This is a genomic window from Nitrobacter winogradskyi Nb-255, from assembly GCF_000012725.1.
In the GTDB taxonomy this organism is placed as follows: domain Bacteria; phylum Pseudomonadota; class Alphaproteobacteria; order Rhizobiales; family Xanthobacteraceae; genus Nitrobacter; species Nitrobacter winogradskyi.
Map to the genome: position 1 here is coordinate 2,633,682 of NC_007406.1, position 16,130 is coordinate 2,649,811.

General features: G+C 62.3%; 17 protein-coding genes and 1 pseudogene. 11 read left to right on the top strand and 7 right to left on the bottom strand.

The window, feature by feature from the left end; genetic code table 11:
* Positions 1-84: 84 nt before the first annotated feature.
* Positions 85-1,021 (bottom strand): IS630 family transposase gene (locus NWI_RS17095; protein ID WP_148203782.1). Its coding sequence is split into 2 segments (ribosomal slippage): positions 85-684 and positions 686-1,021, totalling 936 coding nucleotides; the frame shifts between segments, so codons are not numbered across the junction.
* A gap of 163 nt (positions 1,022-1,184) precedes the next feature.
* Here NWI_RS17095 and NWI_RS17100 point away from each other — a divergent pair.
* A pseudogene (locus NWI_RS17100) lies at positions 1,185-1,954 on the top strand (IS5 family transposase).
* Between the two features lie 118 nt (positions 1,955-2,072).
* Here NWI_RS17100 and NWI_RS12555 read toward each other — a convergent pair.
* Positions 2,073-3,272: a pyridoxal-phosphate-dependent aminotransferase family protein gene (locus NWI_RS12555; protein ID WP_041345074.1), complete on the bottom strand. Its 1,200-nt coding sequence runs from the start codon at positions 3,270-3,272 to the stop codon at positions 2,073-2,075.
* A 338-nt stretch (positions 3,273-3,610) separates the two neighbouring features.
* Between NWI_RS12555 and NWI_RS12560 the strand changes: the two genes are divergently transcribed.
* The 3 genes from NWI_RS12560 to NWI_RS12570 all read left to right on the top strand — a co-directional run bounded on the left by NWI_RS12560 (position 3,611) and on the right by NWI_RS12570 (position 4,842).
* Entirely contained in the window at positions 3,611-3,880 is a 270-nt protein-coding gene (locus NWI_RS12560; protein WP_011315626.1) for a hypothetical protein, read from the top strand.
* 131 nt (positions 3,881-4,011) lie between these two features.
* A complete protein-coding gene (locus NWI_RS12565; RefSeq protein ID WP_041345075.1) occupies positions 4,012-4,233 on the top strand; it encodes a hypothetical protein in 222 nt (73 codons plus the stop codon).
* A gap of 171 nt (positions 4,234-4,404) precedes the next feature.
* Entirely contained in the window at positions 4,405-4,842 is a 438-nt protein-coding gene (locus tag NWI_RS12570; protein WP_041345632.1) for an HIT family protein, read from the top strand.
* A 176-nt stretch (positions 4,843-5,018) separates the two neighbouring features.
* Here NWI_RS12570 and NWI_RS12575 read toward each other — a convergent pair whose 3' ends face one another.
* On the bottom strand, positions 5,019-5,771 hold the full coding sequence (locus tag NWI_RS12575; protein WP_011315629.1) for a Crp/Fnr family transcriptional regulator: 753 nt from the start codon (positions 5,769-5,771) through the stop codon (positions 5,019-5,021).
* 227 nt (positions 5,772-5,998) lie between these two features.
* On the opposite strand from NWI_RS12575, the gene NWI_RS12580 reads away from it, so the two are divergent.
* Entirely contained in the window at positions 5,999-6,478 is a 480-nt protein-coding gene (locus NWI_RS12580) for a membrane protein (protein ID WP_011315630.1), read from the top strand.
* A gap of 28 nt (positions 6,479-6,506) precedes the next feature.
* On the opposite strand, the gene NWI_RS12585 is transcribed toward NWI_RS12580, so the two are convergent.
* Genes NWI_RS12585 through NWI_RS12600 form a run of 4 tightly spaced genes read right to left on the bottom strand, consistent with a single transcriptional unit; the run spans position 6,507 to position 9,871 of the window.
* Complete coding sequence (locus NWI_RS12585; protein WP_011315631.1) at positions 6,507-7,766, bottom strand: adenosylmethionine--8-amino-7-oxononanoate transaminase; 1,260 nt, start codon at positions 7,764-7,766, stop codon at positions 6,507-6,509.
* The gene (gene bioD / locus NWI_RS12590; protein ID WP_011315632.1) at positions 7,763-8,404 is read right to left on the bottom strand and encodes a dethiobiotin synthase; all 642 of its coding nucleotides are present in this window, start codon (positions 8,402-8,404) and stop codon (positions 7,763-7,765) included. Before bioD ends, NWI_RS12585 begins: the two co-directional genes overlap by 4 nt.
* Positions 8,401-9,537: an 8-amino-7-oxononanoate synthase gene (locus tag NWI_RS12595; RefSeq protein ID WP_011315633.1), complete on the bottom strand. Its 1,137-nt coding sequence runs from the start codon at positions 9,535-9,537 to the stop codon at positions 8,401-8,403. The genes bioD and NWI_RS12595 overlap by 4 nt, the downstream gene beginning before the upstream one ends.
* 40 nt (positions 9,538-9,577) lie before the next feature.
* Positions 9,578-9,871 (bottom strand): Dabb family protein, encoded by a 294-nt coding sequence (locus NWI_RS12600; protein WP_041345076.1) that lies wholly within the window; start codon positions 9,869-9,871, stop codon positions 9,578-9,580.
* 230 nt (positions 9,872-10,101) lie between these two features.
* On the opposite strand from NWI_RS12600, the gene NWI_RS12605 reads away from it, so the two are divergent.
* The 6 genes from NWI_RS12605 (at position 10,102) to NWI_RS12630 (ending at position 15,984) form a co-directional block, all read left to right on the top strand.
* Positions 10,102-11,079 (top strand): NUDIX hydrolase, encoded by a 978-nt coding sequence (locus NWI_RS12605; RefSeq protein WP_011315635.1) that lies wholly within the window; start codon positions 10,102-10,104, stop codon positions 11,077-11,079.
* 52 nt (positions 11,080-11,131) lie between these two features.
* Positions 11,132-12,115, top strand: a complete 984-nt coding sequence (nadA, locus tag NWI_RS12610) for a quinolinate synthase NadA (RefSeq protein ID WP_011315636.1) — start codon at positions 11,132-11,134, stop codon at positions 12,113-12,115.
* Positions 12,112-13,641, top strand: coding sequence for an L-aspartate oxidase (locus NWI_RS12615; RefSeq protein ID WP_011315637.1), 1,530 nt, complete (start codon positions 12,112-12,114; stop codon positions 13,639-13,641). The genes nadA and NWI_RS12615 overlap by 4 nt, the downstream gene beginning before the upstream one ends.
* An 18-nt stretch (positions 13,642-13,659) precedes the next feature.
* Complete coding sequence (gene nadC, locus NWI_RS12620; protein ID WP_011315638.1) at positions 13,660-14,523, top strand: carboxylating nicotinate-nucleotide diphosphorylase; 864 nt, start codon at positions 13,660-13,662, stop codon at positions 14,521-14,523.
* Between the two features lie 128 nt (positions 14,524-14,651).
* Positions 14,652-15,038, top strand: coding sequence for a hypothetical protein (locus tag NWI_RS17995; RefSeq protein ID WP_187147977.1), 387 nt, complete (start codon positions 14,652-14,654; stop codon positions 15,036-15,038).
* 532 nt (positions 15,039-15,570) lie between these two features.
* Entirely contained in the window at positions 15,571-15,984 is a 414-nt protein-coding gene (locus NWI_RS12630; RefSeq protein WP_011315640.1) for a PRC-barrel domain-containing protein, read from the top strand.
* The last annotated feature ends 146 nt before the right edge of the window (positions 15,985-16,130 follow it).

A 16,130-nucleotide genomic window follows, 5' to 3' on the forward strand; every position in this document is an offset into this window, starting at 1 on the left:
GAAGAAAACGCGTCAAAACAACAATCCGGAGCATTGCTTCCGATTCAATCAGAAGCAAAGCTCTAGAGCCATTTTGGATTGAGATTACGCATAACCGGCGTGATTGAAGAAGTTGATGCATTGGTCTGGAGAGAAGAGATCGAGGATAGAACCGATCCTGTTCCAGAGTGCGGGGATCGATCGCTCGGCGGCCTTTCGCAGATGGGCCTTGAGCTTTGCGAACGCCATCTCGATCGGGTTGAGGTCGGGCGAGTACGGCGGCAGATAGCGCAACTGCGCGCCAGCGGCCTCGATGATTTGTCGAACATCGTCGTTCTTGTGGGCGGGCAGATTGTCCATCACCACGATGTCGCCTGGCTTCAGGGTCGGGACCAGGCATCGTTGCAGGTAGACGCGAAAGATCTCGCCATTCATCGGCTCGTTGATGACAAAGGGAGCGGTGATAGCGTCGTGGCGCAGTGCCGCGACGAAGGTGGTGATCTTCCAGTGACCGTGTGGAATCTTGCCGACCAGGCGTTGGCCACGGCGGCAGCGGCCACGCAATCGCGCCATGTTGGTCGAGGTGCCGGTCTCATCGATGAAGACGAGGCGGGCTGGATCAAGCAGCCCTTGTTGCGCTTTCCAGACCTCGCGGGCCATCGCCACGTCGGGCCGATCCTGCTCGGTCGCGTAAACGCTTTTTTTTGAAGCTGATGCCGCGCCGGTCGTAGAAGCTCCACACCGTTGCCACGCTGACCGTAATGCCGCGCTCGCGCAGCAGGACCCGGACTTCTTCAAGCGTGATATCCGACTGTGCCCCAATCAGGTCGAGCAGCCACGCGGCATGCGGCTCAAGAACCGCGCGACGATGACCGCGAAGGCCGCTCGGCGCCGTTCGTCCGTCAAGCCGCCACTGACGGACCCATTTGATCGCGCTGCTGGCACTCACCGAAAAAACCTTGGCCGCCGAGGTTGCCGAAAGCCCGCCCGCAACCGCACCAATCACCCGCTCGCGCAAATCAGACGAATAGGCCCGTGTCATCGCTGCCTCCGAATCAAGACAGCCAAACCCTGGCCCAGAAAAACCCCTCCGTGAATCCTCAAACGAGTCAGATCAACCCAAAAAGACTCTAGGTCACGAACCCATAAACGGGATTCCGTTTGGACGGGATGCGTGATTCAATCTCCAGAGGTGGGAGGATTGAATGGCACGTTTTGATCTGACGGATTTTGAATGGTCTGTGATCCAGCCGCTGTTGCCGAACAAGTCGCGCGGCGTTGCACGGGTGGATGATCGGCGGGTGCTGAACGGGATTTTCTGGCGGCTGCGCACCGGTGCGCCGTGGGCGGACATTCCAGCGCGCTACGGCCCGCACACCACTTGCGTGAACCGCTTCAACCGGTGGCGCAAGGCAGGCGTGTGGGATCGCATTCTGTCGGCTGTTTCAAAGGCTTACGATGGCGACATCCAAATGATCGATTCGTCGTCGATCCGCGTGCATCAACATGCGGCCAACGGTCAAAAAAACAGACGCGATCCCGTTGCATGGGTCGCTCGCGCGGCGGGCTGACCACCAAAATCCACGCGCTGGTGGATGCCTGCGGCCTGCCGATCGTCCTCAAGATCACCGAAGGCCAGGCCCATGACGGGCGTAGCGCGCAGGACATGATCGACACCGTCGAACGCGGCGACGTGCTGCTGGCCGACCGGGCCTACGACTCCAACGCCCTGCGTCAAACGCTGGCCGCGCGCGGCGCGAGAGCCAATGTGAAGCCGATGCCAAATCGCGTTGCGGCCTTGCAATTCAACAGACGGCTCTATCGCAAGCGCAATCTGGTCGAACGCTTCTTCAACAAAATCAAGCACTATCGCGCCGTCGCCACCAGATATGACAAACGTGACGACAACTTCCTCACCTCCATCAAGCTCGCCTCAATCCGCATCTGGTTGCGATTTAATGAGTCGATGACCTAGATCACGATGGTTTTGGATCGATTCGGTCCAAAACCATAAACGTGATCGATTCTAGTATTTTGAGACGCGGGATGCGGGCGGAAAACCGCTACACACTTTTCCTCATCCCGCTCCAGGTTCACGCCACCACCGCTTTCAACATCGGCGCCGCCTCACGCCCCTTGAGCACCTCCATCGCCGCAGCGACGCCGCCCGCGCGATACGGCACCTCGGCGAGGTCGAGACTCATCTCGATCCCTGCGAGAGCCCCCATCAGCATCAGGTCGTTCTGATGACCGAGATGACCAATGCGGAAAGCCTTGCCCTTGATCTTGTTGAGACCCGCGCCGAGCGACATGTCGAAGTTGTCGAGCACCACCTTGCGGAAGGCGTCTGAATCGTAGCCGTCGGGCAGCATCACGGCGGTCAGCGCCGGCGAATAGGCGTGCGGATCCTGACAGACGAGTTCCAGCCCCCACTCCTTCACGGCGGCCCGCGTCGCGGCGCCGTGACGCTTGTGGCGGGCCCATACGTTCTCCAGACCTTCCTCCTCCATCATGGCGATCGCGACCTTCAGTCCGTAAAGGAGGTTGGTCGCCGGCGTGTAGGGAAACGAGCCCTGCTCGTTATTGGCGATCACCTGATGCCAGTCCCAATAATACCGCGTCGAGGTGTTGGCCTTTGAGGCCGCCAGCGCTTTTTCAGACACCGCGTTAAAACCGAGACCCGCCGGCAACATCATGCCCTTCTGGGAGCCTGAGATCGACACGTCGATACCCCAGGCATCGTGCTCGTATTCCATCGCGCCGAGGCCAGAGATGGTGTCGACCAGAAGCAGCGCCGGATGCTTGTTGCGGTCGAGGATTTTGCGAACCTCGAGGGGATGGGTGACGCAACTTGTTGATGTCTCGTTATGCACGATCATCACGGCCTTGATCTTGTGCTCCCGGTCGGCCTTGAGCCGCTCATCGATCAGGTCCAGGGGAGCGCCGCGCCTCCAGTCGGTCGGAAGCACGTCGACATCGAGATTGAACCTCTTGGCCATGGCGAGCCATAGCGTCGCGAACTGGCCGGTCTCCGCCGTCAGCACTTTATCCCCCGGCGACAGCGTATTGACGATCGCGGCTTCCCAGGCCCCGGTGCCCGAGGACGGATAGATGATGACCGGTTGCTTGGTGCGGAAAATCCGCTTGATGTCGGCCAGCACCTCATGGCCCAGCACCGCGAATTCCGGACCGCGATGATCGAGGACCGGCATGTCGATGGCGCGCAGCACGCGGTCAGGCACGTTGGTGGGGCCTGGAATTTGAAGAGTATGTCGTCCTGTGTGCAGCGTCATCGGGGAGCGTCCTTTCCGGGAATGGGTCAATTGCAGGTCGAATACCATTATCCGGGGGCGTTGTCCCGCGCCCGCATATCCCCGCCAGTCGTCAGGAATGCGGGCCGAATGCCTGCCAGGCCGCCAACAGGGAACGCCCCGGTTCGATCGCCCCGCCCGCCGCATCGAGCCCGCCTGAGAGCACTTTTGTTCCTCAACCCGTATGGGGGATTGGCCGATAAGCCATTGACAGCGGCCGAGGTCCGCCCGAACATGAAACCATACCGACAATTCCCGTTCTATCTGCATGCAGGACGCGTTTCGCGGACGCTCCGTCCGCAGCACAGGAGACAGGTTCGATGATGACTTTCAGGATTCCGCTGGCGGGCGTTCTGGCAGCCGCCGTGGTTTCGGTGGCCATCTCGGCGTCCGCGGCGGCTGGGTCACGCCACCACAAGCACTACCACACCCAGCATTCGCCCGAGACCGACATCTACCTCCACAATTACGGGCCCGCGGTGACGCCGGATCAACCCTTCGCCTATTATGACGGACCGGTCCGCGTGCGCTGCAAGCAGAGCGCCGCCGCATACCGAGGACAGGATGGCCGCCCGCATCCCTGCAACTGACGGCCTCGTGGGAGAAAACGCTCACCGCGAACAGGCGCGCCGATCGGCGAAAGCCGTGCATGGCGCGTGGCGCGATCGCAAGCCTCCGCATAGGATGGGTTCACGAACGAAAGAGCCTTCGAGGCACGCTTATGGATAAACCGGACAATGGTAAGTCGGACCATGATAAATCGGACAACGGATACGACTACAAGCGCTATCGAGACCTTCTGGCCGAGGCGACGGATGAATCAAAGCGGCTGGAACTCATCAACCTCCTGATCAAGGAAGGCGCACGGGATCAACTCATGCGCGAGCGGATCAGGCGGCTCGGCCTGACAAAGCTGGTGGATCGGTCGTGGAATCGGGACTAGTGTAGTGGTTCAGAAGTTCGCTTCATTATCCCATCGAGTCCGTCAAGCGAACTTCTGAACCTAAACCACACTGGAATCATAAAATTGCTGGTGTCCCTTTGATTCCGAAGTTCGCATCAAAGGTCGCGGCAAGGGTGTGCGAACTTCGGAATCGGGACACTAGCGAGAATGATGCCAGCCTACGACGACCAGAACATTTTCGCGAAGATTCTGCGCGGCGAACTGCCGTGCTTCAAAGTTTACGAGAATGCGCATACCTTCGCGTTTCTCGACATCATGCCGCGCACGCCGGGCCACACGCTGGTGATCCCGAAGGCCCCTGCCCGCGGAATCCTCGACATTTCGGCGGATGATCTGGCGGAAGTCGCGCGAACCAGCAAGACGATCGCAGTGGCCGCCATGAAGGCCTTCGACGCCGAAGGCATCATCATCCAGCAGTTCAGCGAAGCCGTCAGCGGACAGGTGGTGTTTCACCTGCATATGCATGTCGTGCCGATGAAATCGGGAGTGGCGCTGCGGCCGCCACAGAGCCGGCAGGAAGACGCCACGGTGCTAGCGGATCACGCAGCCCGGCTGATCGCCGCGCTCGGCTCGTCGCGCGAGCCATAGAGCGCTTTCAAGCGAAGCGGACCCCGGTTCGCACGAAGAAAGCTTTTCCAATCAAGATCATGGCGCCGCTTCTGATTCCATCAGCAGGTGAGCGAAGCATGTCCTCGCATTTGATCCGGGGTACATCCCGCTCCGCTCGAAACGCCACAACGCAACATCGCTCCCGCCGGCGCGGCTTATCCGGCATGGCGGTCGGCCGAAGCGGCGATCGCTCCTCTCCCCGTTTCGCTCTCGTCCTCCGCGATGCGCACCAGTTCCGAGAGACTTTCGACAGCAATGCGCCGGTCGAGCGTCTTGAGCCAGCCGGCTCTTTCCCAGGCGCTCAGAATGCGGCTCGCGGAGTAAAGGGTGGTTCCGGCGATATCGGCGATGTCTTTCCGGCGAAGCGGAAAGCGGATGACGATACCCCGAGCGGTCGCGGTGCCGACCTGACGAGTCAGCCGTAACAGCGCATGAGCCACGCGCCGCTCCGCGCTCTGGGTGGCAAGCTCGCGAACCCTGTGCTGGGCTTCCTGAAGCCGCTGGCCCACGATCCGGATGGCGTTGATGGCGATCTGGGGATGACTGTTCATCAGATCGAGCAAGGCTTTGTCGCTCCAGCTCACCTCGGTCGCGTCCGTCAAGGTATCGGCATCGGCGGGATAGCGCCGATCCGTGAACAGCGAGACCGCACCGAAAGTATCACCGGGTCCGATGAAGCGCAGCACCACCTGTCCGCCGTCGCTGCCGGATTGGGAAATCCTGATCCAGCCATCGACAAGGACATGAGCGCGCACGCGTGTTTCGCCCTGATTGAACACACGGCAATCGCGGGCAAAGGAACGCGGCGCAGCCGATGCAAGAACCTCATCCAGCGCTGTCGCCGGCAAGCCTCGAAAGAGTTCGAGGTTTGAAAGGGCCTGACGAGACAGCGGCGGAATCTTACTCATGCACGGACAGTAATGCGCCGCCGCGTAAAATGACAGTCAATTGCTTTTGCGCAATCCCTGCCGGACTGCCTTGCCGTACAGTCTGAATCTGGAGGCTTCAGGCCGCCCGGAGCATGACCCAACCAAGTTGAAGAGGATCATGCTCTGGAAATTATTGTCTGGTCGCGTCTTCTTCAGGCGAACCGGTATCAACTTCGCTGGAAAACGCTCTCGGCTGCGGGTGCTTCATGGATGATCTCATCGTCGCGCGGGCGCTACATGTCCTTGCCGTGGTCGTCTGGATCGGCGGCGTCTCGATGGCGACAACCGTGGCCTTACCAGCGCTCCGGCGGGGCGATCTCGGACCGGACCGGCTGAAGGCATTCGAGGCGATCGAGCGCCGCTTCATCTGGCAGGCCCGCGCCTCACTCATCATCGTCGGCCTGAGCGGCCTTTACCTGACGTGGCAGCTCGACCTGTGGGACCGGTTCCGGATGCCCGCCTTCTGGTGGATGGACGCCATGGTGGGGCTTTGGCTGCTGTTCGCCTTCGTGCTGTTCGTCGGCGAGCCTCTGATCCTGCGTCGCACCTTCCACCGGCTGGCGACCGAGCAGCCAGACATCGCCTTTGCATGGCTGCACCGGGCGCACTGGGTGCTGCTCGGGCTCGGCCTGGCGACCGTGTTCGCGGCGGTCGCGGGAAGCCATGGCTGGTTGATCTTCTTATAGCGGCACCGTCCGCCATCGTAACGACAGGTCATCCGACCGCGTCGGCGATCTCGCTGATCGCATCAAAGACGCTATCGAGTTCCTGCGGCGTGCTGCAATACGGCGGCATCAGGTAGATCGTGTTGCCGAGCGGCCGGACCAGCAGCCCGCGGCTCAGGAAATGATCGTAAAGGCGCGGCCCGATTCCGGCGAGATAGCCCGCATCATCCGCGACGACATCGAGCGCGGCGATGGTTCCGATCTGACGAACGTTGATAAATCGCCGATCCTCGCGAAAGCGGTCAAGCCCGCTGGTTTGCGCGCGCGCCACGGCGGCGATCCGCTCCATCACCGGCTCGCTTCGCCAGATTTCCAGGTTCGCGCAGGCGGCCGCGCAGGCGATCGGATTGGCGGTGTAGGAACTGGAATGAAAAAAGGTCTTGCCGCGATCCGTCGAATAGTGCGCATCGAAGATACCGGCGCGGCACAGCGTGACCGCCAGCGGCAGCGTGCCGCCGGTCAGGCCCTTGGAGTAACAGGCGATATCGGGCGTCACACCGGCCTGTTCGCAGGCGAAGAGCGTTCCGGTGCGTCCCCACCCCGTCATGACTTCATCGGCGATGAACAGAACGCCGTGAGCCTCGCAGATCCGCTTCATCTCCGCGAGAACCGGGGCCGGATAGATCAGCATGCCGCCGGCGCCGAGGATCAGGGGCTCGACGATCAGCGCCGCGACGCCGCTGTTCCGGCACGCCATCGTGATCGCATCCAGCGTGGCCTGCGCGCGGTCGCTGGAAGGAAAAGGAATCCGCTCCACATCGAACAGCAGCGGATCGTACGGCGCGTTGAAAACGCCCCGTTCACCCACCGACATGCCGCCGATGGTGTCGCCGTGATAGGCCCCTTGCAGCGCGAGAATCCGGCTGCGCCGCTCACCCCGGTTCCGCCAGAAGCCGAGCGCCATTTTCAGCGCGACTTCCACCGAGGTCGAGCCGCTGTCGGAAAAGAAGACGTAATCGAGCCCCGGCGGCGTCATCGCGACGAGTAGGCGCGCCAGTCTTTCAGCTGGTTCGTGAGTGAAGCCGGCAAAGATCACCTGATCGAGACGATCGGTCTGATCCTTGATCGCCTGCACGATACGCGGGTGACGATGTCCATGCGTCACCACCCACCAGGAGGAGATCGCATCGAAAATGCGGCGGCCGTCGGCGGTTTCAAGCCAGGCGCCCTCGCCGCTGGCGATCGGCATCGCCTCCGGCTGCAACGCGTGCTGGGTGAACGGGTGCCAGACGGGAGACGCCAGCTTCATCGGGCGCGCTCCTTGACGAAATCACCGATATCGAAACCGTCGGCAAAAGCCTGACGCAACGTGGCGCGGGTCAACGGCGTGACATAGCTCAACCGCCCAAGACGCTTCACCCTGCCCATATCGATGATGATCCCTTCGGTTTCGACGTTTTCTTCTCCGATGAAGCTGACGCCGAGTATCGCAACGTCGCGCGCGCGCAGCGCCTCGATCGACAACAGGCTGTGATTGATGGTGCCGAGCGCCGTTCGTGCGCAGAGCACCACCGGCAGACGCCACCTCGCCATCAGATCGAGATAGGTGACGTCGCGCGTCAGCGGCACCAGCAAGCCGCCCGCGCCCTCGATCACCAGCGGCCGGTCCGTATGCGGCGCCTCCAGCGCCCGGTGATCGATGGTGACGCCGTCAAGCTCGGCGGCGAGATGCGGCGATACCGGCGTCCGCAACCGGTACGCCTCGGGCCATACGCGCTCGGCCCCGAGGCCCGACAGCCGCATCACGGTTTGTGAGTCGGTTTCCTCGTCCAGTCCCGACTGCACCGGCTTCCAGTAATAACCGTCGAGAGCGCCGGCGAGCGCGGCCGAAAACACCGTCTTGCCGACGCCGGTATCGGTGCCGCTGACGACGATCCGCGCGCTCACGCCGCAAACCGCATGTCTTCCGCCAGCGCCGCGAACAGGTCAGCGACGATGGCCTCATCGACATGGAGCGTCAATGCGATGCGCAATCGCGCCGTGCCTTCGGGAACCGTCGGCGGACGGATCGCCCGTATATCGAAGCCTCTGCGCTGCAACGAGGCCGCCAGATTCACCGCGGCCTGATCAGCGCCGACGATCACCGGAACGATGTGCGAGCCGGATGGCTCGATATGGCAGCACCGGCGCAGTTCGCCGCCGGCAGAACGCACCAGGTGGGCCAGGCGCTCGCGCCGCGCGGAACCGGTGCGGGAAAGTTCGAGCGCGGCGCGCGTCACCGCGGCGGTAAGGGGCGAAGGCGCCGTGGCATAGATGAACGGCCGCGCGCGATTGACCAGAAAATCGCGGATCACCCTCGGCGCGAGAATGAAGCCGCCTGACGTGCCGAGCGCCTTGCCGCAGGTGTGCAGCGTGATGACGTTATCCCGTCCCTCGAACGGCGCGGCCAGTCCCCGCCCCTGCGGACCCAGCACGCCGGTCGCGTGAGCCTCGTCGATCACGACCATCGCCTCATGCCGGTCCGCGACGGCGAAGAGGTCTTGGAGGTTCGGGCTGTCACCATCCATGCTGTAGAGGCTTTCGATCGACAACCAGGGCCGCCCCATGCCGCCGGCCCCGCGCCACCTCACGATCGCAGCGTCGAACGCATCGGCATCGTTATGCCGGGCGCTGACGAATTCAGCGCGACCGCGACGAACGCCGTCATGGACGCTGGCGTGGATCAGCTCATCATGCACGACGAGATCGCCGCGCTGCGGCAGCGTCGAAAAGATGGCGAAGTTGGCGACGTAGCCACCGCCGAAATAAAGCGCAGATTCAGCGCCGAAGAAGACCGCCGCTTCGCGCTCCAGCGCTTCGTGTTCGGGATGATTGCCGCGCAGCAGGCGCGATCCGCCGGAGCCGACCGGCACGCCCCGCGCCAGCGCGTCGGCGGCGGCCTGTCGCAACTCCTCAGATTCGGCCAGACCGAGATAATCGTTCGATGCGAAATCGATCCCTGAGCACCCGCGCAGCGTCCGCAGACGCCCCTTGTCCGCAAGCGCCTGCAGGTCTGTCCTGTAAGTCCCGTGAATCGTCATGTGCCGCGCTTATCTCGCCGGCAACAGCAGCGGCGACGCACTACTCCGCCGGAACATCGTAATCAGCCGCAAATCGCATATCCCGTAGCGGCTGCACCCGCTTCGTCGATGCCTGATAAAGATCGTGCGCCTTGTAGGCCGCGAGTTCCACCTCGCTGTCGAACTCGCCATAGACCACCACGTCGATATCGTTGCCGAGCTGATCGGTTTTCCGGTTTCGCGCGACCTCCAGCCGGCGCGCGTGCGGAATCGTGGTGAGCGGCGACAGGCCGTCGATGATTTTGTCGATATCGCCCTTGTCTTTCGCGGTGAATAAAACGATGTGACGAATCATGGCTGGCCGTGGAACAGAGGGTGATCCCAGCCGCATGACTATCTTGCGATCAGGTCCAACGCAACGTTCACGAGGCGAGGCGTGATATCCGCTCCAGGGAGCAGCATTTCACTTGCCGGGACATCCTGTTGAATGTTCCTCGAAATACGGTCCATATGTGCTTCCTTTGACGTCCGCCGCGGACGCACCCGATTCTGGCGCACGAGCATGTTCAACGATGGCCGCCTGCGATGAGTGATCCGCTCACCAAATCCACGGCGTCCGTGCATTCGCTCTCTCCCGCGTCTCCGCAGGCGATCGCGGCGGACCTCATCGCTCTGCTGGTGGCGGTGACCGCCGGCGATCCCAGGGTTCTGACGATCCAGGACCAGAATGCGCTGCCGTCGGGTCCGTTCGAACTGGCTCATCGTTCGCTGCAATCGGGATTGCGCGCCTGGGTCGAACGCCAGACCGGGCTGCCGCTGGGCTATGTCGAGCAGCTTTACACCTTCGCGGACCGGGATCGCACCGGCGCCGCCGACCAGCGCATCATCTCCATCAGCTATCTCGGCCTCACCCGCGAGCAGGCCCAGTCCAGCCAATACGAGGCGAGCTGGCGGAGCTGGTATGATTATTTTCCCTGGGAGGACCATCGCCTCGGCATCCCGACGATGGAGAAAACGCTGCGGTCCGGCCTTGCAGCGTGGATCGCGGCAGCGCCGGACCGGGCGACGCGAAGCCATCGCCGGCAGCGAGCGGCGAGGCTGTTCGGACTGGAGGACCACCTCTGGAACGAGGAACTCGTCCTGCAACGATACGAACTCCTGTACGAGGCGCGGCTGATCCCGGAAGCCTTGCGAAGCGAGGGTCCGTCCGCAGGCGTGGCGGCGTTTGTGCCGGGCGATCCCATGATTCTCGACCATCGCCGGATTCTGGCGACCGGCATCGCCAGGCTTCGCGCCAAGATCAAATACCGTCCCGTGGTATTCGAATTGATGCCCGACACGTTCACATTGCTGCAATTGCAACGGTGCGTTGAGGCGCTGGCGGGAAAACTTGTGCATAAGCCGAATTTTCGTCGTTTGATCGAGCAGCAGGAACTGGTGGAGGATACCGGCGAGACCAGCCAGGAAACCGGGGGACGGCCAGCGAAACTTTTCCGCTTCCGCCGCGCTGTGCTGGCGGAGCGCGCGATCGCCGGGACCAAATTACCCGTCTCGGGGGCTTGACAACCCTTATACTCAATATCAGTATAATGGGTGTCCGATTGGGAGTATCGTCATGCCGTCCGTCCTCGAACTGCGACCATCGGCCCGAATCTATCCCAAGGTGCGGCACGCGATCCCCCGGATCGAATGGCCTGCTTTCGCCGATGACGTCGATGCGATCATCGAACTGAAGAAGCGCCGCAACGCGGTGGTTCTTGCGCACAATTATCAGACGCCGGAAATTTTCCACGGCGTGGCCGATATCGTCGGCGACAGCCTCGCGCTGGCCCGCAAGGCGACCGAGGTGGAAGCCGACGTGATCGTGCTCGCCGGCGTGCACTTCATGGCCGAAACAGCCAAGCTGCTGAATCCCTCAAAGACGGTGCTGATTCCCGACACCGGCGCCGGCTGCTCGCTCGCCGACTCGATCACGCCCGAAGACGTGCGGCTTTTACGGAAAACTTATCCCGGCGTTCCCATCGTCACCTACGTCAACACCTCGGCCGCGGTGAAGGCGGAGTCGGACATCTGCTGCACGTCGGGCAACGCCAAAGCCGTCGTCGAGTCGCTCGGCGTCGAACGCGTCATCATGCTGCCCGACGAATATCTGGCGAAGAACATCGCGGCCGAAACGCACGTCAAGGTCATCGCCTGGGCCGGACATTGCGAAGTGCATGAGCGCTTCAGCGCCGACGAGGTGCGGCAGCTGCGCGACAATCATCCCGGCGTCGTTGTTCTCGCGCATCCGGAGTGCCCGCCGGAGGTTGTGGCGGAAGCTGATTTCTCCGGATCGACAGCCGCCATGGCGTCCTATGTCGCCACCCGACAGCCGCCCCGGGTCGTGCTCCTGACGGAGTGCTCGATGAGCGACAATGTCGCCGCCGATCATCCTGGCCTCGAGTTCATCCGCCCCTGCAATCTGTGCCCCCACATGAAGAGGATCACGCTCGGCAACATCCGCCATGCGCTGGAGACGATGCGGCACGAGGTCACGATCGATCCAAGCATCGCTGAGCGCGCGCGCCTCGCCGTCGAACGGATGTTGTCCGTCGGATGACGGCGCCGCATGACACCAACGGCGCCGCCGTCGTGATCGGCGGCGGCCTTGCCGGCCTGATGACGGCGCTCGCGCTGGCGCCGCGACCGGTATTGCTTTTGAGCAGCGCGCCGCTGGGCCTCGAGACATCGAGCATTCTCGCGCAAGGCGGCATTGCCGCGAGCATCGGACCCGACGACAACGCGTCGCTGCATCTGGCCGACACCGTCGCCGCCGGTGACGGGCTTTGCGATCAGCGCCTCGCCGCCGCGATCCTCGCCGCCGCGCCGGATGCGATCGAACGGCTGTTGCAGCTCGGCGTTGCCTTCGATCGCGACGCCGACGGCAATCTCGCGCTCGGCCTTGAGGCAGCGCATTCACGCCGCCGGATCGTCCATGCCGGAGGCGACGCCAGCGGCCGGGACATCATTCGCACCCTGGTGCGCAAGGTCTATGAGACGCCTTCGATCACCGTATGCGAGGCGACCTGCGCGCAGCGGTTGATCGTCGAGGACAATGCGGTGAGAGGGGTCGTCTGCCAGACCAAGCGTGATTCCGTCAGCTTCGTCACCGATCATATCGTGATCGCGACCGGAGGCATCGGCGGATTGTTTCTGCACGGAACCAATCCGGCGGGATCGTGCGGCCAGGGACTCGCGCTCGCGGCGCGCGCCGGCGCCATCATGGCCGATCTCGAATTCATCCAGTTTCATCCGACCGCGCTCGACATCGGCTCCTTCCCGCTGAAACTGATCAGCGAAGCGGTGCGCGGCGAAGGCGCGACTCTCATCGACGAAAACGGCGATCGCTTCATGGCGGACACGCCCGGCGCCGAGCTTGCGCCGCGCGATGTCGTCGCTCGCGCGGTCTGGCGGCACATGGCCGCGGGCCATCGCGTGTTCTTGAATGCGAGGCACATGCCCGGCGTGGACTTCGCCAGACGCTTCCCGGCGATCACCTCATTTTGCCGTGACGCGGGGATCGATCCCCTGACACAGCCGATCCCGGTTCGCCCCGCCGCGCATTATCACATGGGTGGCGTTTCCGTCGACAACCGCGGAAGAACGTCCATCGACGGTCTCTGGGCCTGCGGCGAGGCCGCCTGCACCGGCCTTCATGGCGCCAACCGGCTCGCGAGCAACTCGCTTCTGGAGGCGGTGGTGTGCGCCGGCCTGGTCGCCCGGGATATCGCCGGCACGACGCCCGCGAAACGACGTCTGCCGCGAGCAACGGATGCAGGCGCCGGCTGCGATCCGGCATTGATCCGGCCGATCATGTCCCGCGCCGTCGGCGTCTTGCGGGACGGCGAAGGACTGCGCGTTGCCGCGCGCGCGCTCCTGCCGCTCGCGGCATCCCAGCAGACCGCAAGCGATCCGGCCATCGTCGCCCTGATGATCGTGATCGCCGCGCTTCGCCGGGAAGAAAGCCGGGGCGCGCACGCACGCACCGATTATCCGGAGCCAGCCATCAGCGCGGCCCGGACGACACTCCGCCTCCGCGACGCATTCGATGCCGCGCAAGACTGCATTCCCGATTTGGTTGGTTAGCTCGTAAGCCGGAACACAATGCCGCTCCCTGCCCTACCGCGCATCATGATCGAACCGCTGGTTCGCGCCGCCCTTCTTGAAGATCTCGGCCGCGCGGGCGATCTCACGACCGACGCGATCGTGCCGGTCGGTCATCGGACCACGGCCGTCATTGCCGCTCGCCAGCAAGGCACCGTCGCCGGGCTCGACCTGGCCCGGCTCGCATTCGAGCTCATCGACCCGGCGATCGAAATGCATGCCGGGCACGACGACGGCGCGATTGTCGCGCCGGGCGACGTGATCGCGACCTTGTCGGGTCCGGCGCGGGGGATCTTAACGGCCGAGCGGGTCGCGTTGAACTTCCTGTGCCACCTGAGCGGGATCGCCACGGCGACGGCGTCCGTGGTCGCGGCGGTTCAGGACTACAAAGCGAAGATCGTGTGCACACGCAAGACGACGCCCGGCCTGCGCGCGATCGAAAAATACGCGGTTCGCGCCGGCGGCGGCGGCAACCACCGGTTCGGTCTCGACGATGCCGTTCTCATCAAGGACAACCATATTGTCATCGCCGGCGGCGTCACCGAGGCGCTGAAGCGCGCGAAGGACCGCGTCGGCCATCTGGTCAAGATCGAACTGGAGGTGGATACCCTCCATCAACTGCGCGAAGCGCTCGAACAGGGCGTCGATGCCGTGCTTCTCGATAACATGAGTCCGGACACGCTTCGCGAAGCCGTCGCGATGGTCGCGGGCCGGGCGGTGACCGAAGCATCCGGCCGCATCACGCCGGCGACAGCGCCAGCGATCGCCTCGAGCGGAGTCGATCTCATGTCGATCGGCTGGCTCACGCACAGCGTCGGCATTTTGGACCTCGGCCTTGATTTCGAAGACGAGGTGCGCGCGTGATCCGGCGCTATAATCTGATTCAACTGCATTAAAACAGACTCGTCGCTTATCCTTATTTGAGCATGATCTTTTCCGAAGATCGGTTTCCACGTTTCGGGATCATGCTCGAGTTACGGACGTTGACGTCCGTGGATGACAAGGCGGCTTCCGCGAGCCGTCGGCCCTTCAATGAAACCGGACAGGTCGCCGGAGACGCAACTTCTCGCTCGCGTCCCGTTTTAGTTCGAAGGCGGCCGCTTCCTGAAAGGGTCGGCTGCTTCATCGTGCCCGTTGCGACTGCTCAGGAACATCAGAAACATCAATCCGCATCCGATGACGAACGAAAAGAACGTGCCGAGCCCAAGCGCGATCCAGCCGTGTTTTCCTATCTCGACACCGGCCGTCTGATTCAAGATCGCGATCATCCACACGCCGGTGGCTATCAATATGCCCGTCAGCGCAACCAGAACGATAATTCTGCCTTTGCTCATGTCTTCCATCGGGATGCCTTTCCTTGGTTAAGTCTGGCCGCTTGATCTAACTCCGCCGAAGTCTGGTTAGATCCTGCGTTTGCTGGCCAGCATGTGTCCATCTCGTTATCGCTGGTTTTCGCGTATTCTGCGCAAATCCGATGCAAGCCACGAGAGAGATTTACCTGCGCGTCGTTTTATCAGATCCGGGGCTGGAACGCTCCCTCAATTGATGCATTCCTGATATATCTTTACACCTATCCGCGAAAAAGGGAACCCTGTCGCAACCCAATTGCCGCAAAAGTTACCTTTGCCGCTTGGGCGACTTTCGATCAGCGTTTACCCGCGCAAGCCGCAGATCGATGCATCAATTCAATGCGACTGACGGCTTGAGTTCCCGGTCCTTCCAGAAGGAAGCGCAAGGATGAAACGAAGACCTTGGCTGGCTACTTGAGGCAATCACTTACGATCGTTGTCTGCCGCATGAAGCTTCCGGTTCCATTTATCAGGCTGAGAATCCTCGCCTCCTTTTGAAACGCACCGAGGAACATTCGGTGTGGCTATCGCTTTTATTTCCCACCTAGCGAAGGAGAAGCTGATGGCTATGGAAGGAAACTCTGAAAGCCTGATCGGCAGCGATAAGGAGTCCGGGAAGGCTGTCTATGGCGCCGAAGACAAGAAGATCGGCTCGATCGAACGCGTTATGATTGACAAATCCAGCGGGGAACCTGCCTACGCTGTATTGAGCGTCGGGGGATTTCTCGGTGTGGGCGACGAACATTATCCGGTGCCATGGAGGCTGCTCAGATACGACTCCGAACTCGACGGCTATCGCAGCGACATCAGTGGGAATCGGCTGAAAGGCTATCCGAAGAGTGTGTTCGGAAGTTCCGGCTCTGAACTCTTCGATTGGACCGCGCGCCGTGCAGAGCTTGATTCCTATTACGACAACATCGACACCGTAACGACGAAGGAAGGCGCAGAGTCTCCCTTGACGCGAAACTCCGGGTAAGCGGAAATGGTTATCCACGTGCAGGTCGGAGCAGTTCCGACCTGCACTCCATTGACTAACCCGCGGATGAGAAGTCGAACCGGCCTGCCCCGATATTCGTCATGAGTCAAACTTCGGCGGACGGGTAAATTGCCTCTATCCCTCGT

Coding starts and splice junctions, on each gene's coding strand:
- NWI_RS12630 (WP_011315640.1), top strand. CDS start 15,571: ATGGCTATGGAAGGAAACTCTGAAAGCCTGATCGGCAGCGATAAGGAG.
- NWI_RS12615 (WP_011315637.1), top strand. CDS start 12,112: ATGACGGCGCCGCATGACACCAACGGCGCCGCCGTCGTGATCGGCGGC.
- NWI_RS12595 (WP_011315633.1), bottom strand. CDS start 9,537: ATGACGATTCACGGGACTTACAGGACAGACCTGCAGGCGCTTGCGGAC.
- NWI_RS12580 (WP_011315630.1), top strand. CDS start 5,999: ATGGATGATCTCATCGTCGCGCGGGCGCTACATGTCCTTGCCGTGGTC.
- NWI_RS12560 (WP_011315626.1), top strand. CDS start 3,611: ATGATGACTTTCAGGATTCCGCTGGCGGGCGTTCTGGCAGCCGCCGTG.
- NWI_RS12555 (WP_041345074.1), bottom strand. CDS start 3,272: ATGACGCTGCACACAGGACGACATACTCTTCAAATTCCAGGCCCCACC.
- NWI_RS12570 (WP_041345632.1), top strand. CDS start 4,405: ATGCCAGCCTACGACGACCAGAACATTTTCGCGAAGATTCTGCGCGGC.
- NWI_RS12585 (WP_011315631.1), bottom strand. CDS start 7,766: ATGAAGCTGGCGTCTCCCGTCTGGCACCCGTTCACCCAGCACGCGTTG.
- NWI_RS12605 (WP_011315635.1), top strand. CDS start 10,102: ATGAGTGATCCGCTCACCAAATCCACGGCGTCCGTGCATTCGCTCTCT.
- nadC (WP_011315638.1), top strand. CDS start 13,660: ATGCCGCTCCCTGCCCTACCGCGCATCATGATCGAACCGCTGGTTCGC.
- NWI_RS12565 (WP_041345075.1), top strand. CDS start 4,012: ATGGATAAACCGGACAATGGTAAGTCGGACCATGATAAATCGGACAAC.
- NWI_RS12575 (WP_011315629.1), bottom strand. CDS start 5,771: ATGAGTAAGATTCCGCCGCTGTCTCGTCAGGCCCTTTCAAACCTCGAA.
- NWI_RS12600 (WP_041345076.1), bottom strand. CDS start 9,871: ATGATTCGTCACATCGTTTTATTCACCGCGAAAGACAAGGGCGATATC.
- nadA (WP_011315636.1), top strand. CDS start 11,132: ATGCCGTCCGTCCTCGAACTGCGACCATCGGCCCGAATCTATCCCAAG.